We start from the raw sequence: 21670 nt of genomic DNA, 5'->3' as shown, positions 1-21670 counted from the left end.
TAAGATGTCATCGATCAAATCGATAGAACGATATGTGTCATGAATGCAGATGATATCGCCGACCTCGACCTGAACCTGCTGAAGGTGTTCGAGGCGCTGTACGAGGAAGGCGGCGCGAGCCGCGCGGCGCTGCGGCTCGATCTCACGCAGTCGGCGGTCAGCGCGGCGCTTGGCCGGCTGCGCGTGATCTATGCCGATCCGCTGTTCGTGCGCACCGGCCGCGGGCTCGCGCCGACGCCGCGCGCGGATGAACTGAAGCCGATCCTGTCCGATGCGCTCGACCGCTGCCGCGAAAGCCTCGCGATCGCGGCCGACGGCGGCGACCGCGTCGGCCGCACGATCTCGGTCGGTCTGTCCGACGATTTCGAGATCGCGCTCGGGCGCGCGCTGATCGATGCGGTCGCGCGCGAAGCGGCCGGCATCCGGCTGATCTTCCGGCAGACACACAGCGGCATCGCCGGCGACGCGTTGCTGCGGCACGGCGTCGACGTCGCGATCGCGTCGGGCGGATTCTCGGCGAACGGGCTCAGCCGGCGCGCGGTCGCCACCGGCGGCTATGCGTGCCTGATCGATCCGGCCGGCCGCGCGCGGGCGCCGCGCACACTGACGCTCGCCGAGTTCCTGCGGCGCGACCACCTGCTCGTGTCGTCGGGCGGCGTGATCGGGATCGTCGACGAGGTGCTGGCCGCGCTCGGTCACAAGCGGCGCGTCGCGGCGTCGACCACGCATTTCGCCGCGCTGCCGTACCTGCTCGCCGGCTCCGACGCGGTCGCGACGATCCCCGCGCATGCGGCGCATGCGATCGCGCAAGCGACGTCGCTGCGTGCGCTCGCGTGCCCGGTCGACCTGCCGCGCTATCCGGTCGAGATCGGCTGGCGCACGAGCACGCAGCGCGACCCGGCGATCGTGCGCGTGCGCGACGCGATCGCCGCCTGCGTCGCACGTCTGGTCGCACCATGAAAAAAGCCCGGCCGGCGTGCGCCGGCCGGGCCTGTCCGCTGCGCGGCGCCCGCGCATCGAAGCAGGCGACGCGTGTCGGGGCGAGCGTTACTCGACGGCCTTCACCATGTCCTCGATGACCTTCTTCGCATCGCCGAACACCATCATCGTCTTGTCCATGTAGAACAGGTCGTTGTCGAGGCCCGCGTAGCCGGCCGCCATCGAGCGCTTGTTGACGATCACCGTGCGCGCCTTGTACGCCTCGATGATCGGCATCCCCGCGATCGGCGATTTCGGATCGGTCTTCGCGGCCGGGTTCACGACGTCGTTCGCGCCGAGCACGAGCACCACGTCCACCTGGCCGAATTCGCCGTTGATGTCCTCCATCTCGTGCACGATCTCGTACGGCACTTCCGCTTCCGCGAGCAGCACGTTCATGTGGCCCGGCATTCGCCCGGCGACCGGGTGGATCGCGTACTTCACGTCGATCCCCTTCTCGATCAGCTTGTCGGTCAGCTCCTTCAGCGCGTGCTGCGCGCGGGCGACGGCGAGCCCGTAGCCCGGCACGATCACGACCGTTTCCGCGTTGCCGAGCATGAACGACGCATCGTCGGCCGAACCCGACTTCACCGGCCGCTGCTCCTGCGCGCCCGCCGCGCCGCCGGCCGCCGCTTCGCCGCCGAACCCGCCGAGGATCACGTTGAAGAACGAGCGGTTCATCGCGTGGCACATGATGTACGACAGGATCGCGCCCGACGAGCCGACCAGCGAACCGGCGATGATCAGCATCGCGTTGTTCAGCGAGAAGCCGATGCCGGCCGCGGCCCAGCCCGAGTACGAGTTCAGCATCGACACGACCACCGGCATGTCCGCGCCGCCGATCGGGATGATGATCAGCACGCCGAGCACGAACGCGATCGCCGTCATGATGATGAACGGCAGCCACGCCTGCGTGATGAAGAACAGGATGCCGAAGCCGAGCATCGCGATCGCGAGCATCAGGTTGATCAGGTGCTGGCCCGCGTACACGACCGGCGCGCCCTGGAACAGCCGGAACTTGTACTTGCCCGACAGCTTGCCGAACGCGATCACCGAACCGGAGAACGTGATCGCGCCGACGAACGTGCCGATGAACAGCTCGACGCGGTTGCCGTACGGGATGAAGCTCGACGACACCGCGTCCTGCGGCACGAGCCCGAACGCTTCCGGCTCCGACACCACCGCATACGCGATGCACACGGCCGCGAGACCGATCAGCGAGTGCATCGCCGCGACGAGTTCCGGCATCTTCGTCATCTCGACGCGCGCGGCGACGAATGCGCCGACGCCCCCGCCGACGATCAGCGCGCCGAGCACGAGCGCGAGGCCGAGCGGCAGGTTCGCGCCGAGCCACGCGGCCTGCTTGACGATCAGCGCGATCGTCGTGAGGATCGCGATGGCCATCCCGACCATCCCGAACAGGTTGCCGCGCCGCGCGCTCTTCGGGTTCGACAGCCCCTTCAGCGCCTGGATGAAGCACACCGACGCGACGAGGTACAGCAGCGTAACGACGTTCATGCTCATCGCGCGCCCTCCTTGCCGCCCTCGACACGCTTGGGCTCCTTCTTGCGGAACATCTCGAGCATGCGCCTCGTCACGAGGAAGCCGCCGAACACGTTGACGGCCGCGAGCGCGACCGCGAGCGTGCCGAAGAACTTGCCGGTCGCGCCGACGGTGAGCGCCGCCGCGAGCATCGCGCCGACGATCACGATCGCCGAGATCGCGTTGGTCACGGCCATCAGCGGCGTATGCAGCGCCGGCGTGACGTTCCAGACGACGTGATAGCCGACATACACCGCCAGCACGAAGATGATCACGTTGATCACCGTGTGATTGATGACTTCCATGGTCTCCTCCGTTATTTGCGGGTGACTTCGCCGTCGCGGCACAGCAGCGTCGCGGCGACGATGTCGTCGGTCAGGTCGATGTTCAGCGTGCCTTCCTTCGTGACGATCAGCTTCATGAAGTCGAGCAGGTTGCGCGCGTACAGCGCCGATGCGTCCGACGCGACCATCGACGCGAGGTTCGTGTAGCCGGCGATCGTCACGCCGTGGTGCACGATCACCTGGTCGGCGACGGTCAGCGGGCAGTTGCCGCCCTTACGGCCGTCGATGTCCGGACCGCGGCCGGCCGCGAGATCGACGAGCACCGAGCCGGGCTTCATCGATTGCGCCGTTTCGACCGAGATCAGCGTCGGCGCCGGGCGGCCGGGAATCAGCGCGGTCGTGATCACGATGTCGGCCTGCTTCGCGCGCTCGTGCACGAGCGCGGCCTGGCGGGCGAGCCACGACGGCGGCATCGGGCGCGCATAGCCGCCGACACCCTGCGCGGCTTCGCGCTCTTCGTCGGTTTCGAACGGGACGTCGAGGAATTTCGCGCCGAGCGACTCGATCTGCTCCTTCACGGCCGGCCGCACGTCGGACGCCTCGATCACCGCGCCCAGCCGCTTCGCGGTCGCGATCGCCTGCAGGCCCGCGACGCCCGCGCCGAGAATCAGCACGCGCGCCGCTTTCACGGTGCCCGCGGCCGTCATCAGCATCGGCATGAAGCGCGGATACAGCGACGCGGCCACCAGCACGGCCTTGTAGCCGGCGATGTTCGCCTGCGACGACAGCACGTCGAGACTCTGCGCGCGCGTCGTGCGCGGTGCGGCCTCGAGCGCGAAACCGGTCACGCCGGCCGCGGCGAGCTGCGCCGCCTGCTCGCCGTTGAACGGATCGAGCATCCCGACCAGCACGGCGCCGCGCTTGAGCAACGGCAGCTCGGTGTCGGTCGGCGCCTGGACCTTCAGCACGAGATCGGCGGCAAAAGCGGCCGACTGGTCGGTCAATTCGGCGCCGGCGGCCACATAGGCTTCGTCGGGATAGCTGGCGGCGCTGCCGGCCCCTTTCGCGATACTGACCCGATGGCCGGCCGCCGCGTATTTCTTCACGGTTTCCGGCGTCGCGGCCACGCGCGCCTCGTTGGCCCGCGTTTCAGCAGGCACTCCAATATGCATCGTCAGTTCCTCCAGTCATTGTCAGTATTTCTTTTCTTGCGATCTTTACTGCACAACGAGCCGGACAGGCTGACTTACCGGCTCACGAGCAACGGCGTTCACGCTGCACTTTAACCGAAAGCGATGGCCCCGCCAGCACTTTGCGCACGACCGTGCTCGAATGCGACATGAGTCTGGTCGCTGCCGTCATGCATCGCCGGGACGGACGATCTGCGAGGGTCGGATCGACTAACGCGCGACCGGCCGCGGGCGGCCCGGCCGGAAACGGCCGGCAGCGTTCGGGCGCAACCGGTAAAATGCCGAACCATGAAACCCGAAATCTGGACCCCGCATGTGACGGTCGCCGCGCTGGTCGAGCGCGCCGGCCGCTTTCTCGTGATCGAGGAAGAAACCTCGACGGGCCTGCGCATCAACCAGCCGGCCGGTCACCTCGAAGCCGGCGAGACGCTGGCCGACGCCGTGATCCGCGAAACGCTCGAGGAAACCGCGCACCCGTTCACGCCCGACGCGCTCGTCGGCGTCTATCTCGCGCACTACGATCGCCCCGGCAGCGCCGGCGCGACCTACCTGCGCTTCACGTTCTGCGGCACGGCCGGCGAACCGGTCGCGGGCCATGCGCTCGACGACGGCATCGTCCGCACGCTGTGGATGACGTCCGATGAACTGCGCGCCTGCAGCGAGCGCCATCGTTCGCCCGCGGTGATGCGCTGCGTCGACGACTACCTCGCCGGGCGGCGCATTCCGCTCGATTTCGTGCACACGCATTCGGTCGCGCCGCGCCCCGAGGCATTCGAACGTCAGGCGGTCAGCAAATGAGTAAGCGTCGTGTAGTGGTGGGCATGTCGGGCGGCGTCGACTCGTCGGTGACCGCGTGGCTGCTGAAGGAACAGGGCTACGACGTGGTCGGCCTGTTCATGAAGAACTGGGAAGACGACGACGACGGCGAATACTGCTCGACGCGCCAGGACTGGATCGACGTCGTGTCGGTGGCCGACCTGATCGGCATCGACGTGGAAGCCGTCAACTTCGCCGCGGAATACAAGGACCGCGTGTTCGCGGAGTTCCTGCGCGAATACTCGGCCGGCCGCACGCCGAACCCCGACGTGCTGTGTAACGCCGAGATCAAGTTCAAGGCGTTCCTCGACCACGCGATGTCGCTCGATGCGGAAATGATCGCGACCGGTCACTACGCGCGCGTGCGCGAGCGCGACGGGCGTTTCGAACTGCTGAAGGCATTCGATCATACGAAGGACCAGTCGTACTTCCTGCACCGGCTGAACCAGGCGCAACTGTCGAAGACGATGTTCCCGCTCGGCGAGATCCCGAAGACGAAGGTGCGCGAGATCGCCGCGCAGATCGGGCTGCCAAACGCGAAGAAGAAGGATTCGACCGGCATCTGCTTCATCGGCGAGCGGCCGTTCCGCGATTTCCTGAACCGCTATCTGCCGACGAAACCCGGCCCGATGAAGACGCCCGACGGCAAGGTGGTCGGCGAGCACATCGGCCTCGCGTTCTACACGTTCGGCCAGCGCAAGGGCATCGGCCTCGGCGGCAGCAAGAGCGGCAACGGCGAGCCGTGGTTCGTCGCCGCGAAGGACATCGCGTCGAACGCGCTGTACGTCGTGCAGGGCCACGACCATCCGTGGCTGCTGTCGCGCGAACTGGTCGCAGGCAACGTGAGCTGGGTCGCCGGCGAGCCGCCGGCCGACGGCTTTTCGTGCGGCGCGAAGACGCGCTACCGGCAGGCCGATGCGGCGTGCGCATTCGGCACTGCGGCCGCCGGCCCGGCAGGCGAAGCGCGCTTCTCGCTCGCGTTCGACGACGCGCAGTGGGCGGTCACGCCCGGCCAGTCGGCCGTGCTGTATGACGGCGAGATCTGCCTCGGCGGCGGCATCATCGAATCCGCGGGCACCGGCCAGCCCGGTCAGGCTGCGGCGGGCGGCCAGGCCCCGGCGCTCGCCGATGCACGCTGACACCCATTCGGTTTAGACTTGCGGCACGCCGCGCCCGGCGGAACACGATTCCGCCGCGGCCGGCGCGCCGCCTTCGCAGCGTACGCATGGCGGCATTCCAGAATTCTTACGGAGTCCCCATGCTTTCAAGACGCTACCTCGCGATGTGGTGTGCCGTGCTGCTGCTCGTCGCGGCGGCCGTCCTCGCGTCGGTCCACGCACTCTCCTGGCTGTGGATCGCCATCCCCATCGCCCTCGTCGCGCTCGGCCTGTACGACCTGAACCAGGACCGCCACGCGATCCTGCGGAACTACCCGCTCTGGGGCCACTTCCGCTTCCTGTTCGAGTTCATCCGACCTGAAATCCGCCAGTACTTCGTCGAGGACGACACCGACGAAAAACCGTTCTCGCGCGCGCAGCGCAGCCTCGTCTACCAGCGCGCGAAGAACGTCGCCGACAACCGTCCGTACGGCACCGAGCTGAACGTGAAGGCCGTCGCGCACGAATGGATCAGCCATTCGCTCGCGCCGACGAAGCTGCCGAACCACGATTTCCGCATCCGCGTCGGCGCGAATCGCGCGCAACCGTACGACATTTCGATCTTCAACATCTCGGCGATGAGCTTCGGCTCGCTGTCAGCGAACGCGATCCGCTCGCTGAACCTCGGCGCGAAGAAAGGCGGCTTCGCGCACGACACCGGCGAAGGCTCGCTGTCGAAGTACCACCGCGAGCACGGCGGCGACATCATCTGGGAAATCGCGTCCGGCTACTTCGGCTGCCGCAACGACGACGGCACGTTCAACCCCGACAAGTTCGCGAAGCAGGCCGCCGATCCGCAGGTCAGGATGATCGAGGTGAAGCTGTCGCAGGGCGCGAAGCCGGGCCACGGCGGCGTGCTGCCGGCCGCGAAGATCACGCCGGAAATCGCCGAGACGCGCGGCGTGCCGATGGGCAAGGACTGCATCTCGCCCGCGACGCACTCGGAATTCTCGACGCCGCGCGGGCTGCTCGAATTCGTCGAGCGGCTGCGCACGCTGTCCGGCGGCAAGCCGACCGGCTTCAAGCTTTGCATCGGCCATCCGTGGGAATTCTTCGGGATCGCGAAAGCGATGCTCGAGACCGGCATCGTGCCCGACTTCATCGTCGTCGACGGCGCGGAAGGCGGCACGGGCGCGGCGCCGCTCGAATTCACCGACCACGTCGGCGTGCCGCTGCAGGAAGGGCTGCTGCTCGTGCACAACACGCTCGTCGGGATCGGCGTGCGCGACCGCGTGAAGCTCGGCGCGAGCGGCAAGATCATCACCGCGTTCGACATCGCGCGCACGCTCGCGATCGGCGCGGACTGGGTGAACTCGGCCCGCGGCTTCATGTTCGCGGTCGGCTGCATCCAGGCGCAGCACTGCCACACCGACCGCTGCCCGACCGGCGTCGCGACGCAGGACCCGGTGCGCCAGCGCGCGCTCGTCGTGCCCGACAAGGCCGAGCGCGTGTACAACTTCCACCGCAATACGCTGCATGCGCTGCAGGAACTCGTGCAGGCGGCCGGCCTCGCGCATCCGTCCGAACTGCGCGCGCACCACATCGTGCAGCGGGTCGCGCCGCACGAGGTACGGCTGATGTCGCAACTGCTGAAGTACCTGAAACCCGGTGCGCTGCTCGACGGCCACACCTGCGGCTTCTCGCTGTACGACAAGTGGTGGCCGATCGCGCGCAGCGATTCGTTCACGCTCGGCGAAGCCGTGTACGCGTCGATCGAGTGACGCAAGCGGCCAGCCCGCTCCGGCGGCGGGCGGCCTGCGCCGCAAAAAGAAAAGCGCCCCGCGGGGCGCTTTTCTTTCGTCTGTCGAATGCGTGAAGACCGGGCCGCGGCTCAGCTCTGCGGCAGCGTATCGGCGAACGACTGTCGCTGCTGCAGCTTCACGAAGTGCTTGTCGAGGTTCGGGTGGCGATCGCGCCAGTTGAGCTCGGGCATCCGGAAGTCGAGATAGCCGAGCGCGCAGCCGAGCGCGATGTCGGCGAGCGTGTAATGATTGCCGACGCACCACGTCTTGCCGCCGAGACCCTGCGACATCGCGACGAGCGCGTCGTCGATCTTGCGTTGCTGGCGCGCGATCCAGCTCGCGCTGCGCTGCGCTTCGTCGCGCATCGTGTGTTCGAGACGGATCGCGACGGCTGCGTCGAGCACGCCGTCGCCCAGCGCTTCCCAGCAGCGCACTTCGACGCGCTCGCGGCCCGACGGCGGAATCAGCTTGCCGACCGGCGACAGCGTATCGACGTATTCGCAGATCACACGGGAATCGAACACCGCGGCGCCATCCTCCATCACCAGGCACGGGACCTTGCCGAGCGGGTTCGATGCATGGATGTTCGTGTCCGGCGCCCACACGTTCTCGAGCTCCAGCTTGTAGTCGATCTTCTTTTCAGCAAGCACGATCCGCGCCTTTCGGACGTACGGGCTGCTGAGCGAACCGATTAATTTCATCATCTGCCTTTTTAAGGGAACCGCCGAGAGTATACGTTGTCGTCGATCATAACCGGCTCGCGCGGCCGGGCAGAAAATCGCCGGTCCGGCCTGTGGAAGGTTTGCAACAGCCGCCGCCGAGCCCCGCCGGGCGGGCCTTGCAGCCGCGGCCCTGACGCGCGGCGCCCGGCGGCGCTACAATCCAACGATGAATGCGCCCCTCGATACCGCCATCGCCGTCGACGTCTACCGCCAGCGCCGTGAACGCGTGCTTGCCGCACTGCGTGCCGCGGGCGGCGGCGTCGCCATCGTCCCCACCGCGCCGGAAATGCTGCGCAACCGCGATACGGCCTACCCGTACCGGTTCGACAGCTACTTCCATTACCTGACGGGCTTCACCGAGCCGGATGCCGTCCTCGTGCTGAACGCGGCCGCGCCGCACGGTGCGCCGGAATCGATCCTGTTCTGCCGCGCCAAGAACGTCGACCGCGAGACCTGGGAAGGCTTTCACTACGGTCCCGACGCCGCGCGCGACGCGTTCGGCTTCGATGCGGCGTTCGCGACCGACGTGATCGACACCGAAATGCCGCGCCTGCTCGCCGACGCGGGCACCGTGCACTACCGGTTCGGCGCGTCGGCCGAGTTCGAGCGCCAGCTCGCCGGCTGGATCGACGCGGTGCGTGCGCAGGCGCGCACGGGCGTCGCCGCGCCGGACGCGCTGCTCGACCTCACGCCGCTGCTCGACGACATGCGGCTCGTGAAGGACGAACACGAACTCGCGATCATGACGCGCGCCGCGCACATCTCCGCGCTCGCGCACCGCCGCGCGATGCAGGTGTGCCGCCCGGGCATCCGCGAATACGAGCTCGAAGCCGAGCTGCTGTACCTGTTCCGCAAGCACGGCGCGCAGGCGCCCGCGTACGGGTCGATCGTCGCGGCCGGCGCGAATGCGTGCGTGCTGCACTACCCGGCCGGCAACACGGCAGCGCGGGACGGCGACCTGATCCTGATCGACGCCGCGTGCGAACTCGACGGCTATGCATCGGACATCACGCGCACGTTCCCGGCCAACGGCCGCTTCTCGCCCGCGCAGCGCACGCTGTACGACATCGTGCTCGCCGCGCAGCAGGCGGCGATCGACGCGACGCGCGCGGGCGTGCCGTTCGAGGCGCCGCACGACGCGGCCGTACGCGTGCTTGCGCAAGGGCTGCTCGACACCGGCATCATCCCGAAAACACGCTTCTCGAGCGTCGACGACGTGATCGCCGAGCGCGCCTACACGCGCTTCTACATGCATCGCACCGGCCACTGGCTCGGCATGGACGTGCACGACTGCGGCGACTACCGCGAGCGGCTCGCCGAACGCGACGCGAACGGCGCGCTGCCGTGGCGCACGCTGAGGCCGGGCATGACGCTGACCGTCGAGCCCGGCCTGTACGTGCGCGCGGCCGACGACGTGCCGCCCGAGTACTGGAACATCGGCATCCGCATCGAGGACGACGCGATCGTGCGCGAGCACGGCTGCGAACTGATCACGCGCGGCGTGCCGGTCGCGGCCGACGAGATCGAGGCGCTGATGCGCGCGGGCGCATGACCGGCCGCCGACCGTTCCCTCCGTTTCACGAATCAAGATGACGACCGCTTCCTCGCCGGCCACGCCGGATTACGACCTCGCCATCGTCGGCGCGGGCCCCGTCGGGCTCGCGCTCGCCGGCTGGCTCGCGCGCCGCAGCGCGACGCAGCATGCATCGATCGCGCTGATCGATGCGCGCAAACCGGCCGCGAGCGCAAACGACCCGCGCGCGATCGCCGTGTCGCACGGCAGCCGCGTGCTGCTCGACACGCTCGCGTGGCCGGCCGACGCCACGCCGATCGAACATATCCACGTATCGCAGCGCGGCCATTTCGGCCGCACGCTGATCGACCGCGACGAACACGCGCTCGCCGCGCTCGGCTACGTCGTGCGCTACGGCTCGATCGTGCAGGCGCTCGCGGGCGCCGTGCGCGGCACGCGCGTCGACTGGCTCACGTCGACCACCGCACGCGCGCCGCAGCAGGACGCCGACGGCGTCACGCTGACGCTCGACGGCCCGCAAGGCCAGCGCTCGCTGCGCGCGCGCCTCGTCATCAATGCCGAAGGCGGGCTGTTCCACGAACAGCAGGCCGACGCAGGCAAGCATCGCCGCGACTACGGACAGACCGCGCTCGTCGGCACGGTCACGGTCTCGGCGCCGCGCCCGAACGTCGCGTGGGAACGCTTCACGCACGAAGGCCCGCTCGCGCTGCTGCCGCTCGGCGGGCCGCGCCAGGCCGAGTATTCGCTCGTGTGGTGCTGCACGCCCGACGAAGCCGCGCGACGTGCCGCGCTGCCCGACGACGCGTTCCTGCACGAGCTCGGCAGCGTGTTCGGCGAACGCATGGGCGAATTCGTCGCGATCGCCGGGCGCGCGTCGTTCCCGCTCGGCCTGAACGCCGCGCAGACGCTCGTCAGCGGCCGCGTCGCGGTCGTCGGCAATGCCGCGCAGACGCTGCACCCGGTGGCGGGCCAGGGGCTCAACCTCGGGCTGCGCGATGCACACACGCTCGTCGACACGCTGTCCGCGCAAGGCTTCGAAGCGACCGCGCTCGCGGCCTTCAACGCGCGCCGCGCGCTCGACCGGCGCTTCACGATCGGCGCGACCGACACGCTGGCGCGGCTGTTTACGATCGACTCGGGCCCGCTTCCGCTGCTGCGCGGCGCGGCGCTCACCGCGCTCGAATTCGTGCCGCCGCTCAAGAAGGCGATCGCGCGCCAGATGATGTTCGGCCAGCGCAACTGACGCGCGGCGCGCCGCGCAGCCTCTCCGGGCAATCCAGGCAAACCGGGTCAAATCGGCGGGGCATGGGAATACGGTAAAATGCCCGTTTTCCGTCTTCCCTTCCCCTGCCCGCGCGTGTCGCGGGCGGCGCCATTGCGATGCCCGTTATCGGCCCTCACGTATTGCGTAACAACCTGTTCGTCGCCCCGATGGCCGGGGTGACGGATCGTCCGTTCCGCCAGCTGTGCAAACGGCTGGGGGCCGGTTACGCCGTGTCCGAGATGGTCGCGTCCAACGCGCAGCTGTGGAAAAGCGCGAAGACGATGCGGCGCGCGAACCACGAAGGCGAAGTCGAGCCGATCGCGGTGCAGATCGCCGGCGCCGATCCGGCGATGATGGCCGAAGCGGCCCGCTACAACGTCGACAACGGCGCACAGATCATCGACATCAACATGGGCTGCCCGGCGAAGAAGGTCTGCAACGTCGCGGCCGGCTCCGCGCTGCTGCAGAACGAGCCGCTCGTGCAGCGGATCGTCGAGGCCGTCGTCGCGGCGGTCGGCACCGGGCCCGACGCGGTGCCCGTGACGCTGAAGATCCGCACCGGCTGGGACCGCGAGCACAAGAACGCGATCACGGTCGCGCGCCTGGCCGAGGCGGCCGGCATCTCGATGCTCACCGTGCACGGCCGCACGCGCGCCGACCTGTACCGCGGCGACGCCGAATACGACACCATCGCGGCCGTGAAGGCGGCCGTACGCATTCCGGTCGTCGCGAACGGCGATATCACGTCGCCCGCCAAGGCGAAGGCCGTGCTCGATGCAACCGGCGCCGACGCGCTGATGATCGGTCGCGCCGCGCAAGGCCGGCCGTGGCTGTTCCGCGAAATCGATCATTTCCTGCAAACCGGCGAGCTGCTGCCCCCGCCGCGGATCGACGAGATCCAGCACGTGATGAACGAACACCTGGAAGACCACTACGCTTTCTATGGCGAATTCACCGGGGTCCGTACTGCGCGCAAGCACATCGGCTGGTACACTCGCGGCCTTTCCGGTGCCAACGGGTTCCGGCACCGAATGAACACGCTCGATTCCACCCGCGAGCAGCTCGCCGCCGTCAATGCATTCTTCGAGGCGCAAAAGGCGCTGTCGGACCACCTCGTCTACGTCGATGACGATGCGGAAAACAGCCAGGGCGAGTCGGACGACCATAACCAGTTAGCAGCATGAGCAAGCACAACATCGAACAATGTGTCCGCGAGAGCCTGGACGTGTATTTCCGGGATCTAGACGGCTCCAATCCGCACGACGTCTATGAAATGGTGATGTCCTGCGTCGAAAAGCCGATGCTCGAGGTCGTGCTCGACCAGGCCGGCGGCAACCAGTCGCTCGCCGCCGAGTACCTCGGCATCAATCGCAATACGCTGCGCAAGAAGCTGCAGCAGCACGGCCTGCTGTAGGCGGCCGTCCCGTCCCCGTTTCCCTGGCTATTGGTGGTTCCATCATGATCAAGCAAGCGCTCATTTCCGTTTCCGACAAGACCGGCATCGTCGACTTCGCGAAGTCGCTGTCCGACCTCGGCGTCAAGCTGCTGTCGACGGGCGGCACCGCGAAACTCCTCGCCGACGCCGGCCTGCCCGTGACCGAAGTGGCCGATTACACCGGCTTCCCGGAAATGCTCGATGGGCGCGTGAAGACGCTGCACCCGAAGGTGCACGGCGGCATCCTCGCCCGCCGCGACCTGCCCGAGCACATGCAGGCGCTGGAACAGCACGGCATCCCGACGATCGACCTGCTGGTCGTGAACCTGTATCCGTTCGTCGCGACGATCGCGAAGGACGACTGCACGCTCGCCGACGCGATCGAGAACATCGACATCGGCGGCCCGACGATGCTGCGCTCGGCCGCGAAGAACCACCGCGACGTCACGGTCGTCGTCGACCCGGCCGACTACGCGGTCGTGCTCGATGAAATGAAGGCGAACGGCAACACCATCGGCTACCCGACCAACTTCCGTCTCGCGACGAAGGTGTTCGCGCACACCGCGCAATACGACGGCGCGATCACGAACTACCTGACGAGCCTGACCGACGAGCTGCAGCACGCATCGCGCAGCGCGTATCCGGCCACGCTCAACATGGCGTTCGACAAGGTGCAGGACCTGCGCTACGGCGAGAACCCGCACCAGAGCGCGGCGTTCTACCGCGACCTCGCGACGCCGGCCGGTGCGCTGGCGAATTACCGCCAGCTGCAGGGCAAGGAACTGTCGTACAACAACATCGCGGATTCGGACGCGGCGTGGGAATGCGTGAAGACGTTCGACGCGCCGGCCTGCGTGATCATCAAGCATGCGAACCCGTGCGGCGTCGCGGTCGGCAACGACTCTGCCGACGCGTATGCGAAGGCGTTCCAGACCGATCCGACCTCCGCGTTCGGCGGCATCATCGCGTTCAACCGCGAAGTCGACGAAGCGGCCGCGCAAGCGGTGGCGAAGCAGTTCGTCGAAGTGCTGATCGCGCCGTCGTTCACGGACGCCGCGAAGCAGGTGTTCGCCGCGAAGCAGAACGTGCGCCTGCTCGAGATCGCACTGGGCGACGGCCATAACGCATTCGACCTGAAGCGCGTGGGCGGCGGCCTGCTCGTGCAGTCGCTCGATTCGCGCAACGTGCAGCCGAGCGAGTTGCGCGTCGTCACGAAGCGCCAGCCGACCGCGAAGGAAATGGACGACCTGCTGTTCGCCTGGCGCGTCGCGAAGTACGTGAAGTCGAACGCGATCGTGTTCTGCGGCAACGGCATGACGCTCGGCGTCGGCGCCGGTCAGATGAGCCGCGTCGACTCCGCGCGCATCGCGAGCATCAAGGCGCAGAACGCGGGCCTCACGCTCGCCGGTTCGGCCGTCGCGTCGGATGCGTTCTTCCCGTTCCGTGACGGCCTCGACGTCGTCGTGGCGGCCGGCGCGACCTGCGTGATCCAGCCGGGCGGCTCGATGCGCGACGACGAAGTGATCGCGGCGGCCGACGAGCACGGCATCGCGATGGTCCTGACGGGCGTGCGCCACTTCCGTCACTGATCGCCGCATGCGGCCCGCGCGGCCGCTGCACGGGAACCCGGCGGCATCACTCCCGCCGGGTTTTTTATTGCGCGGCGCCGTCGCGCACGACCGGGCGATCGGCTTGCCGCACCATTCGTTGTAGTATCGCTGCATCACGCCACTCTCCTCACTCATGCGAATTCTCGGCATCGACCCCGGCCTGCGCGTCACCGGCTTCGGCGTCATCGACGTCAGCGGCCACCGGCTCGCCTATGTCACGAGCGGCGTGATCCGCACGCCGACGGCCGACCTGGCCACCCGGCTCGGCACGATCTTCCAGGGCGTCTCGACGATCGTGCGCGAACACGCGCCCGACCAGGCCGCGATCGAAAAGGTGTTCGTCAACGTGAACCCGCAGTCGACGCTGCTGCTCGGCCAGGCGCGCGGCGCCGCGATCTGCGGGCTCGTCGCGGGCGGGCTGCCGGTCGCCGAATACACGGCGCTGCAGCTCAAGCAGGCGGTGGTCGGCTACGGCCGCGCGACCAAGACGCAGATGCAGGAAATGGTCACGCGGCTGCTCAACCTGTCCGGCCAGCCGGGCTCCGACGCCGCCGACGCGCTCGGCATGGCGATCTGCCACGCGCACGGCGGCGACACGCTCAGCACGCTGGGCGGCCTCGCGCCGGCGCTCGCGCAGAAAGGGCTGCGCGTGCGGCGCGGCCGGCTGGTCGGCTGACGCCGGTCGTGCGCCGCGGCACGTACGTCGGCTCGACTGCGTTGGCTGCGTTGGCTGCGTTGGCTGCGTTGACCACCTTCACCGTTTTACCCACGCCCGACACACCCGCGACACGCGCCGCTTCGGCCTGACGGCCGCGCCCATCGGCATTGCGCCGCGCGTGCGCTACACTCGCGCTTTCTTCCTCGCATCCCGTCCTCCATGATCGGTCGCATCGCCGGCATCCTGCTCGAAAAGAACCCGCCTCATCTGCTCGTCGACTGCAACGGCGTCGGCTACGAAATCGACGTGCCGATGAGCACCTTCTACAACCTGCCGCAAACGGGCGAGCGCATCGTGCTGCTCACGCAGCAGATCGTCCGCGAAGACGCGCACCTGCTGTACGGCTTCCTGACGCCGCAGGAGCGCACGACCTTCCGCGAGCTGCTGAAGATCACCGGCATCGGCGCGCGCATGGCGCTCGCCGTGCTGTCCGGCATGAGCGTGCAGGAGCTCGCGCAGGCCGTGACGATGCAGGACGCCGCCCGCCTCACGCGGCTGCCCGGCATCGGCAAGAAGACGGCCGAGCGCCTGCTGCTCGAACTGAAGGGCAAGCTCGGCGCCGACCTCGGCGCGCTCGCCGGCGCCGCGTCGCCGTCCGACCACGCGACCGACATCCTCAACGCGCTGCTCGCGCTCGGCTACTCCGAGAAGGAGGGCCTTGCCGCGATCAAGAACGTGCCGGCCGGCACCGGCGTGTCCGAAGGCATCAAGCTCGCGCTGAAGGCATTGTCGAAGGCATAACGCGCGTTCGATCCGGCCGTCGAAGCCAGTGTCGCGCCGCCGCGCGACGCTCGCCAGTCGGCCGTTCGGCCAGGTGGCCCGTGCTTCGTCGCGCGGTACAATGGCCGCATGATTGAAACCGACAAACTCGCCACCGAGCAGCGGATCATCGCCGCCACGCCCACCTCGTCGCACGAGGAGGTGTTCGAACGTGCGTTGCGGCCGCGCCAGCTCGACGACTACGTCGGCCAGGAAAAGGTGCGCGGCCAGCTCGAGATCTTCATCGAAGCCGCGAAGCGCCGCGCCGAGCCGCTCGACCACGTGCTGCTGTTCGGGCCGCCGGGTCTCGGCAAGACAACGCTCGCCCACATCATCGCGCGCGAGATGGGCGTGAACCTGCGCCAGACGTCGGGCCCCGTGCTCGAGCGCGCGGGCGATCTCGCCGCGCTGCTGACGAACCTCGAAGCGAACGACGTGCTGTTCATCGACGAAATCCACCGGCTGTCGCCGGTCGTCGAGGAAATCCTGTATCCGGCGCTCGAGGATTACCAGATCGACATCATGATCGGCGAAGGCCCGGCCGCGCGCAGCGTGAAGCTCGACCTGCAGCCGTTCACGCTGGTCGGCGCGACCACCCGTGCCGGGATGCTCACCAACCCGCTGCGCGACCGTTTCGGGATCGTCGCGCGCCTCGAGTTCTACGACGCCGATCAACTGTCGCGCATCGTGCGGCGCTCGGCGTCGCTGCTGAATGCGCAGATCGATCCGAACGGCGCGCTGGAAATCGCGAAGCGCGCGCGCGGCACGCCGCGGATCGCGAACCGGCTGCTGCGCCGCGTGCGCGACTTCGCGGAAGTGAAGGCCGACGGCCAGATCACCGCGGCCGTTGCCGATGCCGCGCTCGCGATGCTCGACGTCGATCCGGTCGGCTTCGACCTGATGGACCGCAAGCTGCTCGAAGCGATCCTGTACAAGTTCGACGGCGGCCCGGTCGGCATCGACAACCTCGCGGCGGCGATCGGCGAGGAGCGCGACACGATCGAGGACGTGCTCGAACCGTACCTGATCCAGCAGGGCTTCCTGCAGCGCACGCCACGCGGGCGCGTCGCGACGCTGCTCACGTATCGCCACTTCGGGCTGTCGGTGCCCGATGCCCGCCGCACCGAACGCGACGAGTGGGATACCCCGGACGGGAAGTAATCCGTCGCCCGAGCCGCACCCGCCATGACGACGCCGCCCAGCCGCCACCCCACCACCGTGCCGGGCCCGCGCTGGGCGGAGCCGATCCGCAAGCGGCTCGTGGCCGGCATCACGCACCTGACGGCCGGCGGCGGCGGTCCGTCGATCGATCTCTCTTCGCCGCCGGGCGACCCCGGGCTGTTCGGCCCCGACGCCGTGTGCTGGCGCGTGCATGCCGATTTCACGTCGATGATGACGGGCGGCATCGCCGCGCTGCTGCTGCAGGCGCTCCACCCGCTCGCACTCGCGGGCGTCTGGGATCATTCGTCGTTCCGCACCGACATCTTCGGCCGCTTGCGGCGCACCGCCACGTTCATCACGGGGACGACGTTCGGCAGCCGCGCGGACGCGCTCGCGCTGATCGAGCGCGTGAAAACGATCCATGCGCGCGTCTCGGGCAGCGCACCGGACGGCCGGCCGTACCGCGCCGACGATCCCGCGTTGCTGACCTGGGTGCATGTCGCGGAAGTGTCGAGCTTCCTCGCCGCGCATCTGCGTTACGTGAATCCGGCGCTGTCGGGCGAACTGCAGGACCGCTATTACGCGGAGACGGCGCTGATCGCCGAGTTGCTCGGCGCCCGCGAGGTGCCGCGTTCGCGCGCCGAGGTCGCCGCCTATCTCGCGCGCATGCTGCCCGAACTCGAAGCAGGGCCGCGTACGTTCGACGTGATGTCCATCCTGCTGAACGTGCCGGTCGCGAAGCCCGCGCTGCGGCCTGCCGCGTCGCTGGTGATGCATGCCGGGATCGACCTGCTGCCGCCGTGGGCGCAGCGCATGCTCGGCGTGTCGACGTTCGCGCCGTTGCGCAGTGCGCTGGTCCGGCCCGGCATACGCGCGGTTGCGCCCGTGCTGCGCTGGGCGCTCGTGAACGGCGCGTCGAAGCGTGCGCGCCGCCGCGCGACGGCCTCCCCGTCCGACGGCACCCCGTCTGTCTGACGGTCCGCTTGTTCCGATCATTTCAATTGACTGTCAAATAGCTGTGGCAAGCTGACGGGCTTGCACCCGCGCACGGTCGCACGTCTGCTCGTCGCCGACGCCCACTGACCCGCGCGAAGTCCCGCCCGCCCGCCCACCCGACCGACGCCCGATGCCCGCGATGCCACGCCTGCCGATCCGTTTCGCCGTTGCCGCCAGCCTGTCCACCGTCTTCGCCCTCGCCGCGTGCGGAGGCGACGATGTCGCCGCCGTCGCGCGCATGGACGCACAACCGCCGTCCGGCGGCACGACGACCGCACCGGCCCCCACGCCGCCCGCGACCACCCGGCCGCAACCGGGCAAGTGGAAAGCCGCCCGCGCCGGCGACCTGATCGACGTGACGCTCGGCGATCTCCATCCGACGCAGGGAGCGATCGGCTACGACCAGATCTACTACAAGCTCGGCCGCTACGAACGGCAGCCCGACAAGAAGTTCGACGACTTCTGCGCGGACGAAGGCCTCGGCGGCGTCGCATCGAGCGGCTACACGGCCCGATCGTCGCTGCGCGAGCCGGCCAGCTACAGGTGCGCGACGACCGACGCGAACGCTCGAGACCGCTCGGTGCTGAACCCCGTCGTGATCGGCCCGAACGGCGATGCGCTGTACCTGACGGACGGCCACCACGGCCTGTCGACTTACTACGAGACGCCCGACGGCGGCCCGGCGCTGCACGTGCACGTCGTCGTCAAGGACAACCTCGGCGACTACTCGGGCGACGTGTTCTGGCAGCAGATGCAAAGCCGCGGCTATCTGCGCCTCAAGAACGGCGAAGGCAAGCCGATCACGACCGCGCAACTGCCGACCGGGCTCGGCCTGACACTCGGGATGACGAACGACCGCTACCGCTCGCTCGTCTATTTCACGCGCGACATCGGCTACAGCAAGCCCGCACAAGCGACCGACTACCTCGAGTTCTACTGGGCCGACTGGCTGCGCGCGCAACCGGGCACGTTCTCGCTCGCCGGCTATGACCTGACGCGCGCCGGCGCAACCGACCCCGATCCGGCGAAGGCCGACACGGGCTACCTGAACGCGGTGTGGAATGCGTCGACGCGGATGGTCGCGACCACGGACCCCGTGATCGACGGCAAGACGGGCGCCGACCTCGGGCGCGCCGATGCGATCAACGGCGGGAAGAAATACAGCAAGGGGGAATTCGACAAGCTGCGCCAGCCGATCACGGCCGACAAGCCCGGCAAGATCGCGTACGCGCTCGACTACAAGACGCGCCACGGGCTGCCGCAGTAAGCGTCACGCCGGAAGGAAGGGAGCCCCGGCCCGGCCATGCCATGCCGGACGGGCCCCGCGTGCTCAAAGCACCTTGCGGTACCCGTCGTCATCGTCGCTCGCGGCTTCGAGATGCGACACGTCGGCCCACTGCACGACCTGCGCGCGGCCATCCACGTAATCGACGACGTTGATGCTGGTATTGAGCAACTGATAGTTGCGCGGCGCCGACAGCTCGATCCCGTTCGCGAAGCGATACACGCAATCGAGCACGCCGCCGTGCGCGACGCACGCGATCCGGCCGCCCGGATGCGCGGCGACGATCGGTTCGAGCGCATGCAGCACGCGGTGATAAAACTCGCGCTGCGACTCGCCGCCCTCCGGCGCGAAGCCGGGATCGCGCGTCTGCCACGCCGCATACGCGTCCGGAAACAGCGCCTCGATCTCGGTGCTGTCGTGCCCCTGGAATGCACCGTACGAGCGTTCGCGCAACCCTTCGCGCAGCAGCAGCGGCAGCCCGAGCACATCGGCAAACGGTTGGGCGGTCTGTTGCGCGCGCATCAGGTCGCTCGAATACACCGCGTCGATCCGCGCGCCGTCGCGCGCGTCGCGCCCGAGCCGCGCCGCCAGCCGCTGCGCCTGCGCGAGCCCCGTATCGGCCAACGGGATATCGATATGCCCCTGGATGCGCTTGATGCGGTTCCAGGCCGTCTCGCCATGGCGGATGAAAAGAATCTGCGTGGTGGCCATCGCGGCGCGCCTCCGGGGAAGAATCAGGGCCGCACTTGCAGCCAGAACGTCACGGGGCCGTCGTTGACCAGCGACACCTGCATGTCGGCGCCGAACTCGCCCGTCTCGACGACGGGATGGCGCGCCCGCGCGGCCGCGACGAAATAGTCGAACAGCCGCGCGCCTTCGTCGGGCGGCGCGGCGGGCGTGAAGCTCGGACGCAGCCCGCTGTTCGTATCGGCCGCGAGCGTGAACTGCGACACGAGCAGCAGGCCGCCCGCGCGGCCTTCGCCGTCGATGTTCGATACCGGCAGGTTCATCTTGCCGGCTGCGTCGCTGAACACGCGGTAGCCGAGCAGCTTCGCGAGCAGCTTGTCGGCCGCGGCCTCGGTATCGCCGCGCTCCGCGCAGACCAGCGCGAGCAGCCCCGCGCCGATCTCGCCGGTCGTGCGGCCGCCGACGCGCACGTCGGCGCGCGTCACGCGCTGGATCAGCGCGATCATGCGGTCAGCGTGACGCGTGCGAAGCGGCGCTTGCCGACCTGCACGACGAATTCGCCGGCCTCGACCTTCAGGCCCTTGTCGGACACGGTCGCGCCGTCGATCTTCACGCCGCCCTGATCGATGTTGCGCAGCGCTTCGCTCGTCGACGGCACGAGCCCGGCCTGTTTCAGCAACTGACCGATCGCGAGCGGCGCGCCGGCCAGCGTGACGGACGGAATGTCGTCCGGCACGCCGCCCTTCGCGCGGTGGTTGAAGTCCTCGAGCGCGCGCTCTGCGTCGGCCTGCGAATGGAATCGCGCGACGATTTCCTGCGCGAGCAGCACCTTGAAGTCGCGCGGGTTGCGGCCGCCTTCGGCGTCGCGCTTGAAGCCGGCGATTTCATCGAGGCTGCGGAACGACAGCAGCTCGAAGTAACGCCACATCAGCGTGTCCGAGATGCTCATCAGCTTGCCGAACATGTCGGTCGGCTTCTCGCTGATGCCGACGTAGTTGCCCTTCGACTTCGACATCTTCTCGACGCCGTCGAGGCCTTCGAGCAGCGGCATCGTCAGGATGCACTGCTGTTCCTGGCCGTACTGCTTCTGCAGTTCGCGGCCGACCAGCAGGTTGAACTTCTGGTCGGTGCCGCCGAGTTCGAGATCGGCGTTCAGCGCGACCGAATCGTAGCCCTGCATCAGCGGGTACAGGAATTCGTGGATCGAGATCGGCACGCCGCCCTGGAAGCGCTTCGTGAAATCCTCGCGCTCGAGGATCCGCGCGACCGTGTAGCGCGACGCGAGCTTGATCATCCCGTCCGCACCGAGCGGCATCGACCATTCGCTGTTGTAGCGGATCTCGGTCTTGTCGCGATCGAGCACGAGCGCGGCCTGCTCGAAGTAGGTCTTCGCGTTCGATTCGATCTGCTCGCGCGTGAGCGGCGGACGCGTCGCGTTGCGGCCCGACGGGTCGCCGATCAGCGACGTGAAATCGCCGATCAGGAAGATCACCGTATGGCCGAGGTCCTGCAGCTGGCGCATCTTGTTCAGCACGACCGTATGGCCGATGTGGATGTCCGGTGCGGTCGGATCGAGCCCGAGCTTGATGCGAAGCGGCGTGCCGGTGGCTGCGCTGCGCGCGAGCTTCTGCGCGAACTCTTCCTCGATCAGCAGCTCGTCGACGCCGCGCTTCGTGACGGCGAGCGCATGCCGGACTTCGTCGGTGATCGGGAAAACGGGCTTGGAACTGGGTTCGGTGCTCATCGGTGCCAGGAAGAATGTCGCAAAAACAGGGATTTTCCCATAACTT

Annotated in this window: 21 protein-coding genes; 14 read left to right on the top strand and 7 right to left on the bottom strand. The window is 68.3% G+C overall.

From position 1 onward, the window contains the following. Positions 1–39 precede the first annotated feature (39 nt). Positions 40–960 carry a LysR family transcriptional regulator gene (locus JYG37_RS05430; protein ID WP_050013793.1) on the top strand — a complete coding sequence of 307 codons (921 nt, stop codon included), beginning with the start codon at positions 40–42 and terminating at the stop codon, positions 958–960. 87 nt (positions 961–1047) lie between these two features. Here JYG37_RS05430 and JYG37_RS05425 read toward each other — a convergent pair whose 3' ends face one another. The 3 genes from JYG37_RS05425 to JYG37_RS05415 are packed head-to-tail and all read right to left on the bottom strand — an operon-like array spanning position 1048 to position 3976. Further along, positions 1048–2502, bottom strand: a complete 1455-nt coding sequence (locus tag JYG37_RS05425) for an NAD(P)(+) transhydrogenase (Re/Si-specific) subunit beta (protein ID WP_050013794.1) — start codon at positions 2500–2502, stop codon at positions 1048–1050. Then, positions 2499–2825 carry an NAD(P) transhydrogenase subunit alpha part 2 gene (locus JYG37_RS05420; protein ID WP_006476884.1) on the bottom strand — a complete coding sequence of 109 codons (327 nt, stop codon included), beginning with the start codon at positions 2823–2825 and terminating at the stop codon, positions 2499–2501. Before JYG37_RS05420 ends, JYG37_RS05425 begins: the two co-directional genes overlap by 4 nt. 11 nt (positions 2826–2836) lie before the next feature. Then, positions 2837–3976 (bottom strand): Re/Si-specific NAD(P)(+) transhydrogenase subunit alpha, encoded by a 1140-nt coding sequence (locus JYG37_RS05415; RefSeq protein ID WP_050013795.1) that lies wholly within the window; start codon positions 3974–3976, stop codon positions 2837–2839. A gap of 306 nt (positions 3977–4282) precedes the next feature. Between JYG37_RS05415 and JYG37_RS05410 the strand changes: the two genes are divergently transcribed. From JYG37_RS05410 to JYG37_RS05400, 3 genes are all read left to right on the top strand, one after another. Next, on the top strand, positions 4283–4792 hold the full coding sequence (locus tag JYG37_RS05410) for an NUDIX hydrolase (protein ID WP_050013796.1): 510 nt from the start codon (positions 4283–4285) through the stop codon (positions 4790–4792). Further along, on the top strand, positions 4789–5949 hold the full coding sequence (mnmA, locus tag JYG37_RS05405) for a tRNA 2-thiouridine(34) synthase MnmA (protein ID WP_124630590.1): 1161 nt from the start codon (positions 4789–4791) through the stop codon (positions 5947–5949). The genes JYG37_RS05410 and mnmA overlap by 4 nt, the downstream gene beginning before the upstream one ends. A gap of 119 nt (positions 5950–6068) precedes the next feature. Next, positions 6069–7688 carry an FMN-binding glutamate synthase family protein gene (locus tag JYG37_RS05400; RefSeq protein ID WP_050013798.1) on the top strand — a complete coding sequence of 540 codons (1620 nt, stop codon included), beginning with the start codon at positions 6069–6071 and terminating at the stop codon, positions 7686–7688. Positions 7689–7798: 110 nt separating this feature from the next. Here JYG37_RS05400 and JYG37_RS05395 read toward each other — a convergent pair whose 3' ends face one another. Further along, the gene (locus JYG37_RS05395) at positions 7799–8410 is read right to left on the bottom strand and encodes a glutathione S-transferase family protein (RefSeq protein WP_050013917.1); all 612 of its coding nucleotides are present in this window, start codon (positions 8408–8410) and stop codon (positions 7799–7801) included. A gap of 187 nt (positions 8411–8597) precedes the next feature. On the opposite strand from JYG37_RS05395, the gene JYG37_RS05390 reads away from it, so the two are divergent. The 10 genes from JYG37_RS05390 to JYG37_RS05345 all read left to right on the top strand — a co-directional run bounded on the left by JYG37_RS05390 (position 8598) and on the right by JYG37_RS05345 (position 19175). Continuing rightward, the gene (locus JYG37_RS05390) at positions 8598–9983 is read left to right on the top strand and encodes an aminopeptidase P N-terminal domain-containing protein (protein ID WP_124594287.1); all 1386 of its coding nucleotides are present in this window, start codon (positions 8598–8600) and stop codon (positions 9981–9983) included. Between the two features lie 37 nt (positions 9984–10020). Then, on the top strand, positions 10021–11208 hold the full coding sequence (locus JYG37_RS05385; protein ID WP_124555635.1) for a UbiH/UbiF/VisC/COQ6 family ubiquinone biosynthesis hydroxylase: 1188 nt from the start codon (positions 10021–10023) through the stop codon (positions 11206–11208). A gap of 137 nt (positions 11209–11345) precedes the next feature. Then, on the top strand, positions 11346–12413 hold the full coding sequence (dusB, locus tag JYG37_RS05380; RefSeq protein WP_069616741.1) for a tRNA dihydrouridine synthase DusB: 1068 nt from the start codon (positions 11346–11348) through the stop codon (positions 12411–12413). After that, entirely contained in the window at positions 12410–12643 is a 234-nt protein-coding gene (locus tag JYG37_RS05375; RefSeq protein ID WP_017333386.1) for a Fis family transcriptional regulator, read from the top strand. The genes dusB and JYG37_RS05375 overlap by 4 nt, the downstream gene beginning before the upstream one ends. Before the next feature lie 44 nt (positions 12644–12687). Continuing rightward, positions 12688–14253, top strand: a complete 1566-nt coding sequence (gene purH / locus JYG37_RS05370) for a bifunctional phosphoribosylaminoimidazolecarboxamide formyltransferase/IMP cyclohydrolase (RefSeq protein ID WP_050013802.1) — start codon at positions 12688–12690, stop codon at positions 14251–14253. Between the two features lie 154 nt (positions 14254–14407). Next, positions 14408–14950 carry a crossover junction endodeoxyribonuclease RuvC gene (gene ruvC / locus JYG37_RS05365; RefSeq protein ID WP_069616742.1) on the top strand — a complete coding sequence of 181 codons (543 nt, stop codon included), beginning with the start codon at positions 14408–14410 and terminating at the stop codon, positions 14948–14950. A gap of 201 nt (positions 14951–15151) precedes the next feature. Beyond that, a complete protein-coding gene (gene ruvA / locus JYG37_RS05360; RefSeq protein WP_031402135.1) occupies positions 15152–15733 on the top strand; it encodes a Holliday junction branch migration protein RuvA in 582 nt (193 codons plus the stop codon). A 108-nt stretch (positions 15734–15841) separates the two neighbouring features. Continuing rightward, positions 15842–16912 carry a Holliday junction branch migration DNA helicase RuvB gene (gene ruvB, locus JYG37_RS05355; RefSeq protein ID WP_124594283.1) on the top strand — a complete coding sequence of 357 codons (1071 nt, stop codon included), beginning with the start codon at positions 15842–15844 and terminating at the stop codon, positions 16910–16912. A gap of 24 nt (positions 16913–16936) precedes the next feature. Next, positions 16937–17887, top strand: coding sequence for an oxygenase MpaB family protein (locus tag JYG37_RS05350; RefSeq protein ID WP_213345926.1), 951 nt, complete (start codon positions 16937–16939; stop codon positions 17885–17887). A gap of 151 nt (positions 17888–18038) precedes the next feature. Next, complete coding sequence (locus JYG37_RS05345; protein WP_502775189.1) at positions 18039–19175, top strand: ParB/Srx family N-terminal domain-containing protein; 1137 nt, start codon at positions 18039–18041, stop codon at positions 19173–19175. Positions 19176–19238: 63 nt separating this feature from the next. Here the strand turns inward: JYG37_RS05345 and JYG37_RS05340 are convergent, their stop codons facing one another. From JYG37_RS05340 to tyrS, 3 genes are read right to left on the bottom strand one after another with little or no spacing between them, the layout of a single operon-like run. Beyond that, on the bottom strand, positions 19239–19904 hold the full coding sequence (locus tag JYG37_RS05340) for a histidine phosphatase family protein (RefSeq protein ID WP_050013806.1): 666 nt from the start codon (positions 19902–19904) through the stop codon (positions 19239–19241). 23 nt (positions 19905–19927) lie between these two features. After that, a complete protein-coding gene (dtd, locus tag JYG37_RS05335) occupies positions 19928–20386 on the bottom strand; it encodes a D-aminoacyl-tRNA deacylase (protein WP_006483442.1) in 459 nt (152 codons plus the stop codon). Continuing rightward, a complete protein-coding gene (gene tyrS, locus JYG37_RS05330; protein ID WP_050013807.1) occupies positions 20383–21624 on the bottom strand; it encodes a tyrosine--tRNA ligase in 1242 nt (413 codons plus the stop codon). The genes dtd and tyrS overlap by 4 nt, the downstream gene beginning before the upstream one ends. Positions 21625–21670 lie beyond the last annotated feature (46 nt).

Source organism: Burkholderia sp. LAS2, from assembly GCF_018417615.1.
GTDB lineage: Bacteria > Pseudomonadota > Gammaproteobacteria > Burkholderiales > Burkholderiaceae > Burkholderia > Burkholderia sola.
Note: the sequence above shows the minus strand (reverse complement) of the source record. Positions and strands in the feature narration are given on the sequence as shown.

Coding starts and splice junctions, on each gene's coding strand:
- tyrS (WP_050013807.1), bottom strand. CDS start 21,624: ATGAGCACCGAACCCAGTTCCAAGCCCGTTTTCCCGATCACCGACGAA.
- mnmA (WP_124630590.1), top strand. CDS start 4,789: ATGAGTAAGCGTCGTGTAGTGGTGGGCATGTCGGGCGGCGTCGACTCG.
- JYG37_RS05340 (WP_050013806.1), bottom strand. CDS start 19,904: ATGGCCACCACGCAGATTCTTTTCATCCGCCATGGCGAGACGGCCTGG.
- ruvA (WP_031402135.1), top strand. CDS start 15,152: ATGATCGGTCGCATCGCCGGCATCCTGCTCGAAAAGAACCCGCCTCAT.
- dtd (WP_006483442.1), bottom strand. CDS start 20,386: ATGATCGCGCTGATCCAGCGCGTGACGCGCGCCGACGTGCGCGTCGGC.
- purH (WP_050013802.1), top strand. CDS start 12,688: ATGATCAAGCAAGCGCTCATTTCCGTTTCCGACAAGACCGGCATCGTC.
- JYG37_RS05350 (WP_213345926.1), top strand. CDS start 16,937: ATGACGACGCCGCCCAGCCGCCACCCCACCACCGTGCCGGGCCCGCGC.
- JYG37_RS05430 (WP_050013793.1), top strand. CDS start 40: ATGAATGCAGATGATATCGCCGACCTCGACCTGAACCTGCTGAAGGTG.
- JYG37_RS05415 (WP_050013795.1), bottom strand. CDS start 3,976: ATGCATATTGGAGTGCCTGCTGAAACGCGGGCCAACGAGGCGCGCGTG.
- JYG37_RS05345 (WP_502775189.1), top strand. CDS start 18,039: ATGCCCGCGATGCCACGCCTGCCGATCCGTTTCGCCGTTGCCGCCAGC.
- JYG37_RS05395 (WP_050013917.1), bottom strand. CDS start 8,410: ATGAAATTAATCGGTTCGCTCAGCAGCCCGTACGTCCGAAAGGCGCGG.
- ruvB (WP_124594283.1), top strand. CDS start 15,842: ATGATTGAAACCGACAAACTCGCCACCGAGCAGCGGATCATCGCCGCC.
- JYG37_RS05385 (WP_124555635.1), top strand. CDS start 10,021: ATGACGACCGCTTCCTCGCCGGCCACGCCGGATTACGACCTCGCCATC.
- ruvC (WP_069616742.1), top strand. CDS start 14,408: ATGCGAATTCTCGGCATCGACCCCGGCCTGCGCGTCACCGGCTTCGGC.
- JYG37_RS05375 (WP_017333386.1), top strand. CDS start 12,410: ATGAGCAAGCACAACATCGAACAATGTGTCCGCGAGAGCCTGGACGTG.
- JYG37_RS05425 (WP_050013794.1), bottom strand. CDS start 2,502: ATGAGCATGAACGTCGTTACGCTGCTGTACCTCGTCGCGTCGGTGTGC.
- dusB (WP_069616741.1), top strand. CDS start 11,346: ATGCCCGTTATCGGCCCTCACGTATTGCGTAACAACCTGTTCGTCGCC.
- JYG37_RS05390 (WP_124594287.1), top strand. CDS start 8,598: ATGAATGCGCCCCTCGATACCGCCATCGCCGTCGACGTCTACCGCCAG.
- JYG37_RS05400 (WP_050013798.1), top strand. CDS start 6,069: ATGCTTTCAAGACGCTACCTCGCGATGTGGTGTGCCGTGCTGCTGCTC.
- JYG37_RS05410 (WP_050013796.1), top strand. CDS start 4,283: ATGAAACCCGAAATCTGGACCCCGCATGTGACGGTCGCCGCGCTGGTC.
- JYG37_RS05420 (WP_006476884.1), bottom strand. CDS start 2,825: ATGGAAGTCATCAATCACACGGTGATCAACGTGATCATCTTCGTGCTG.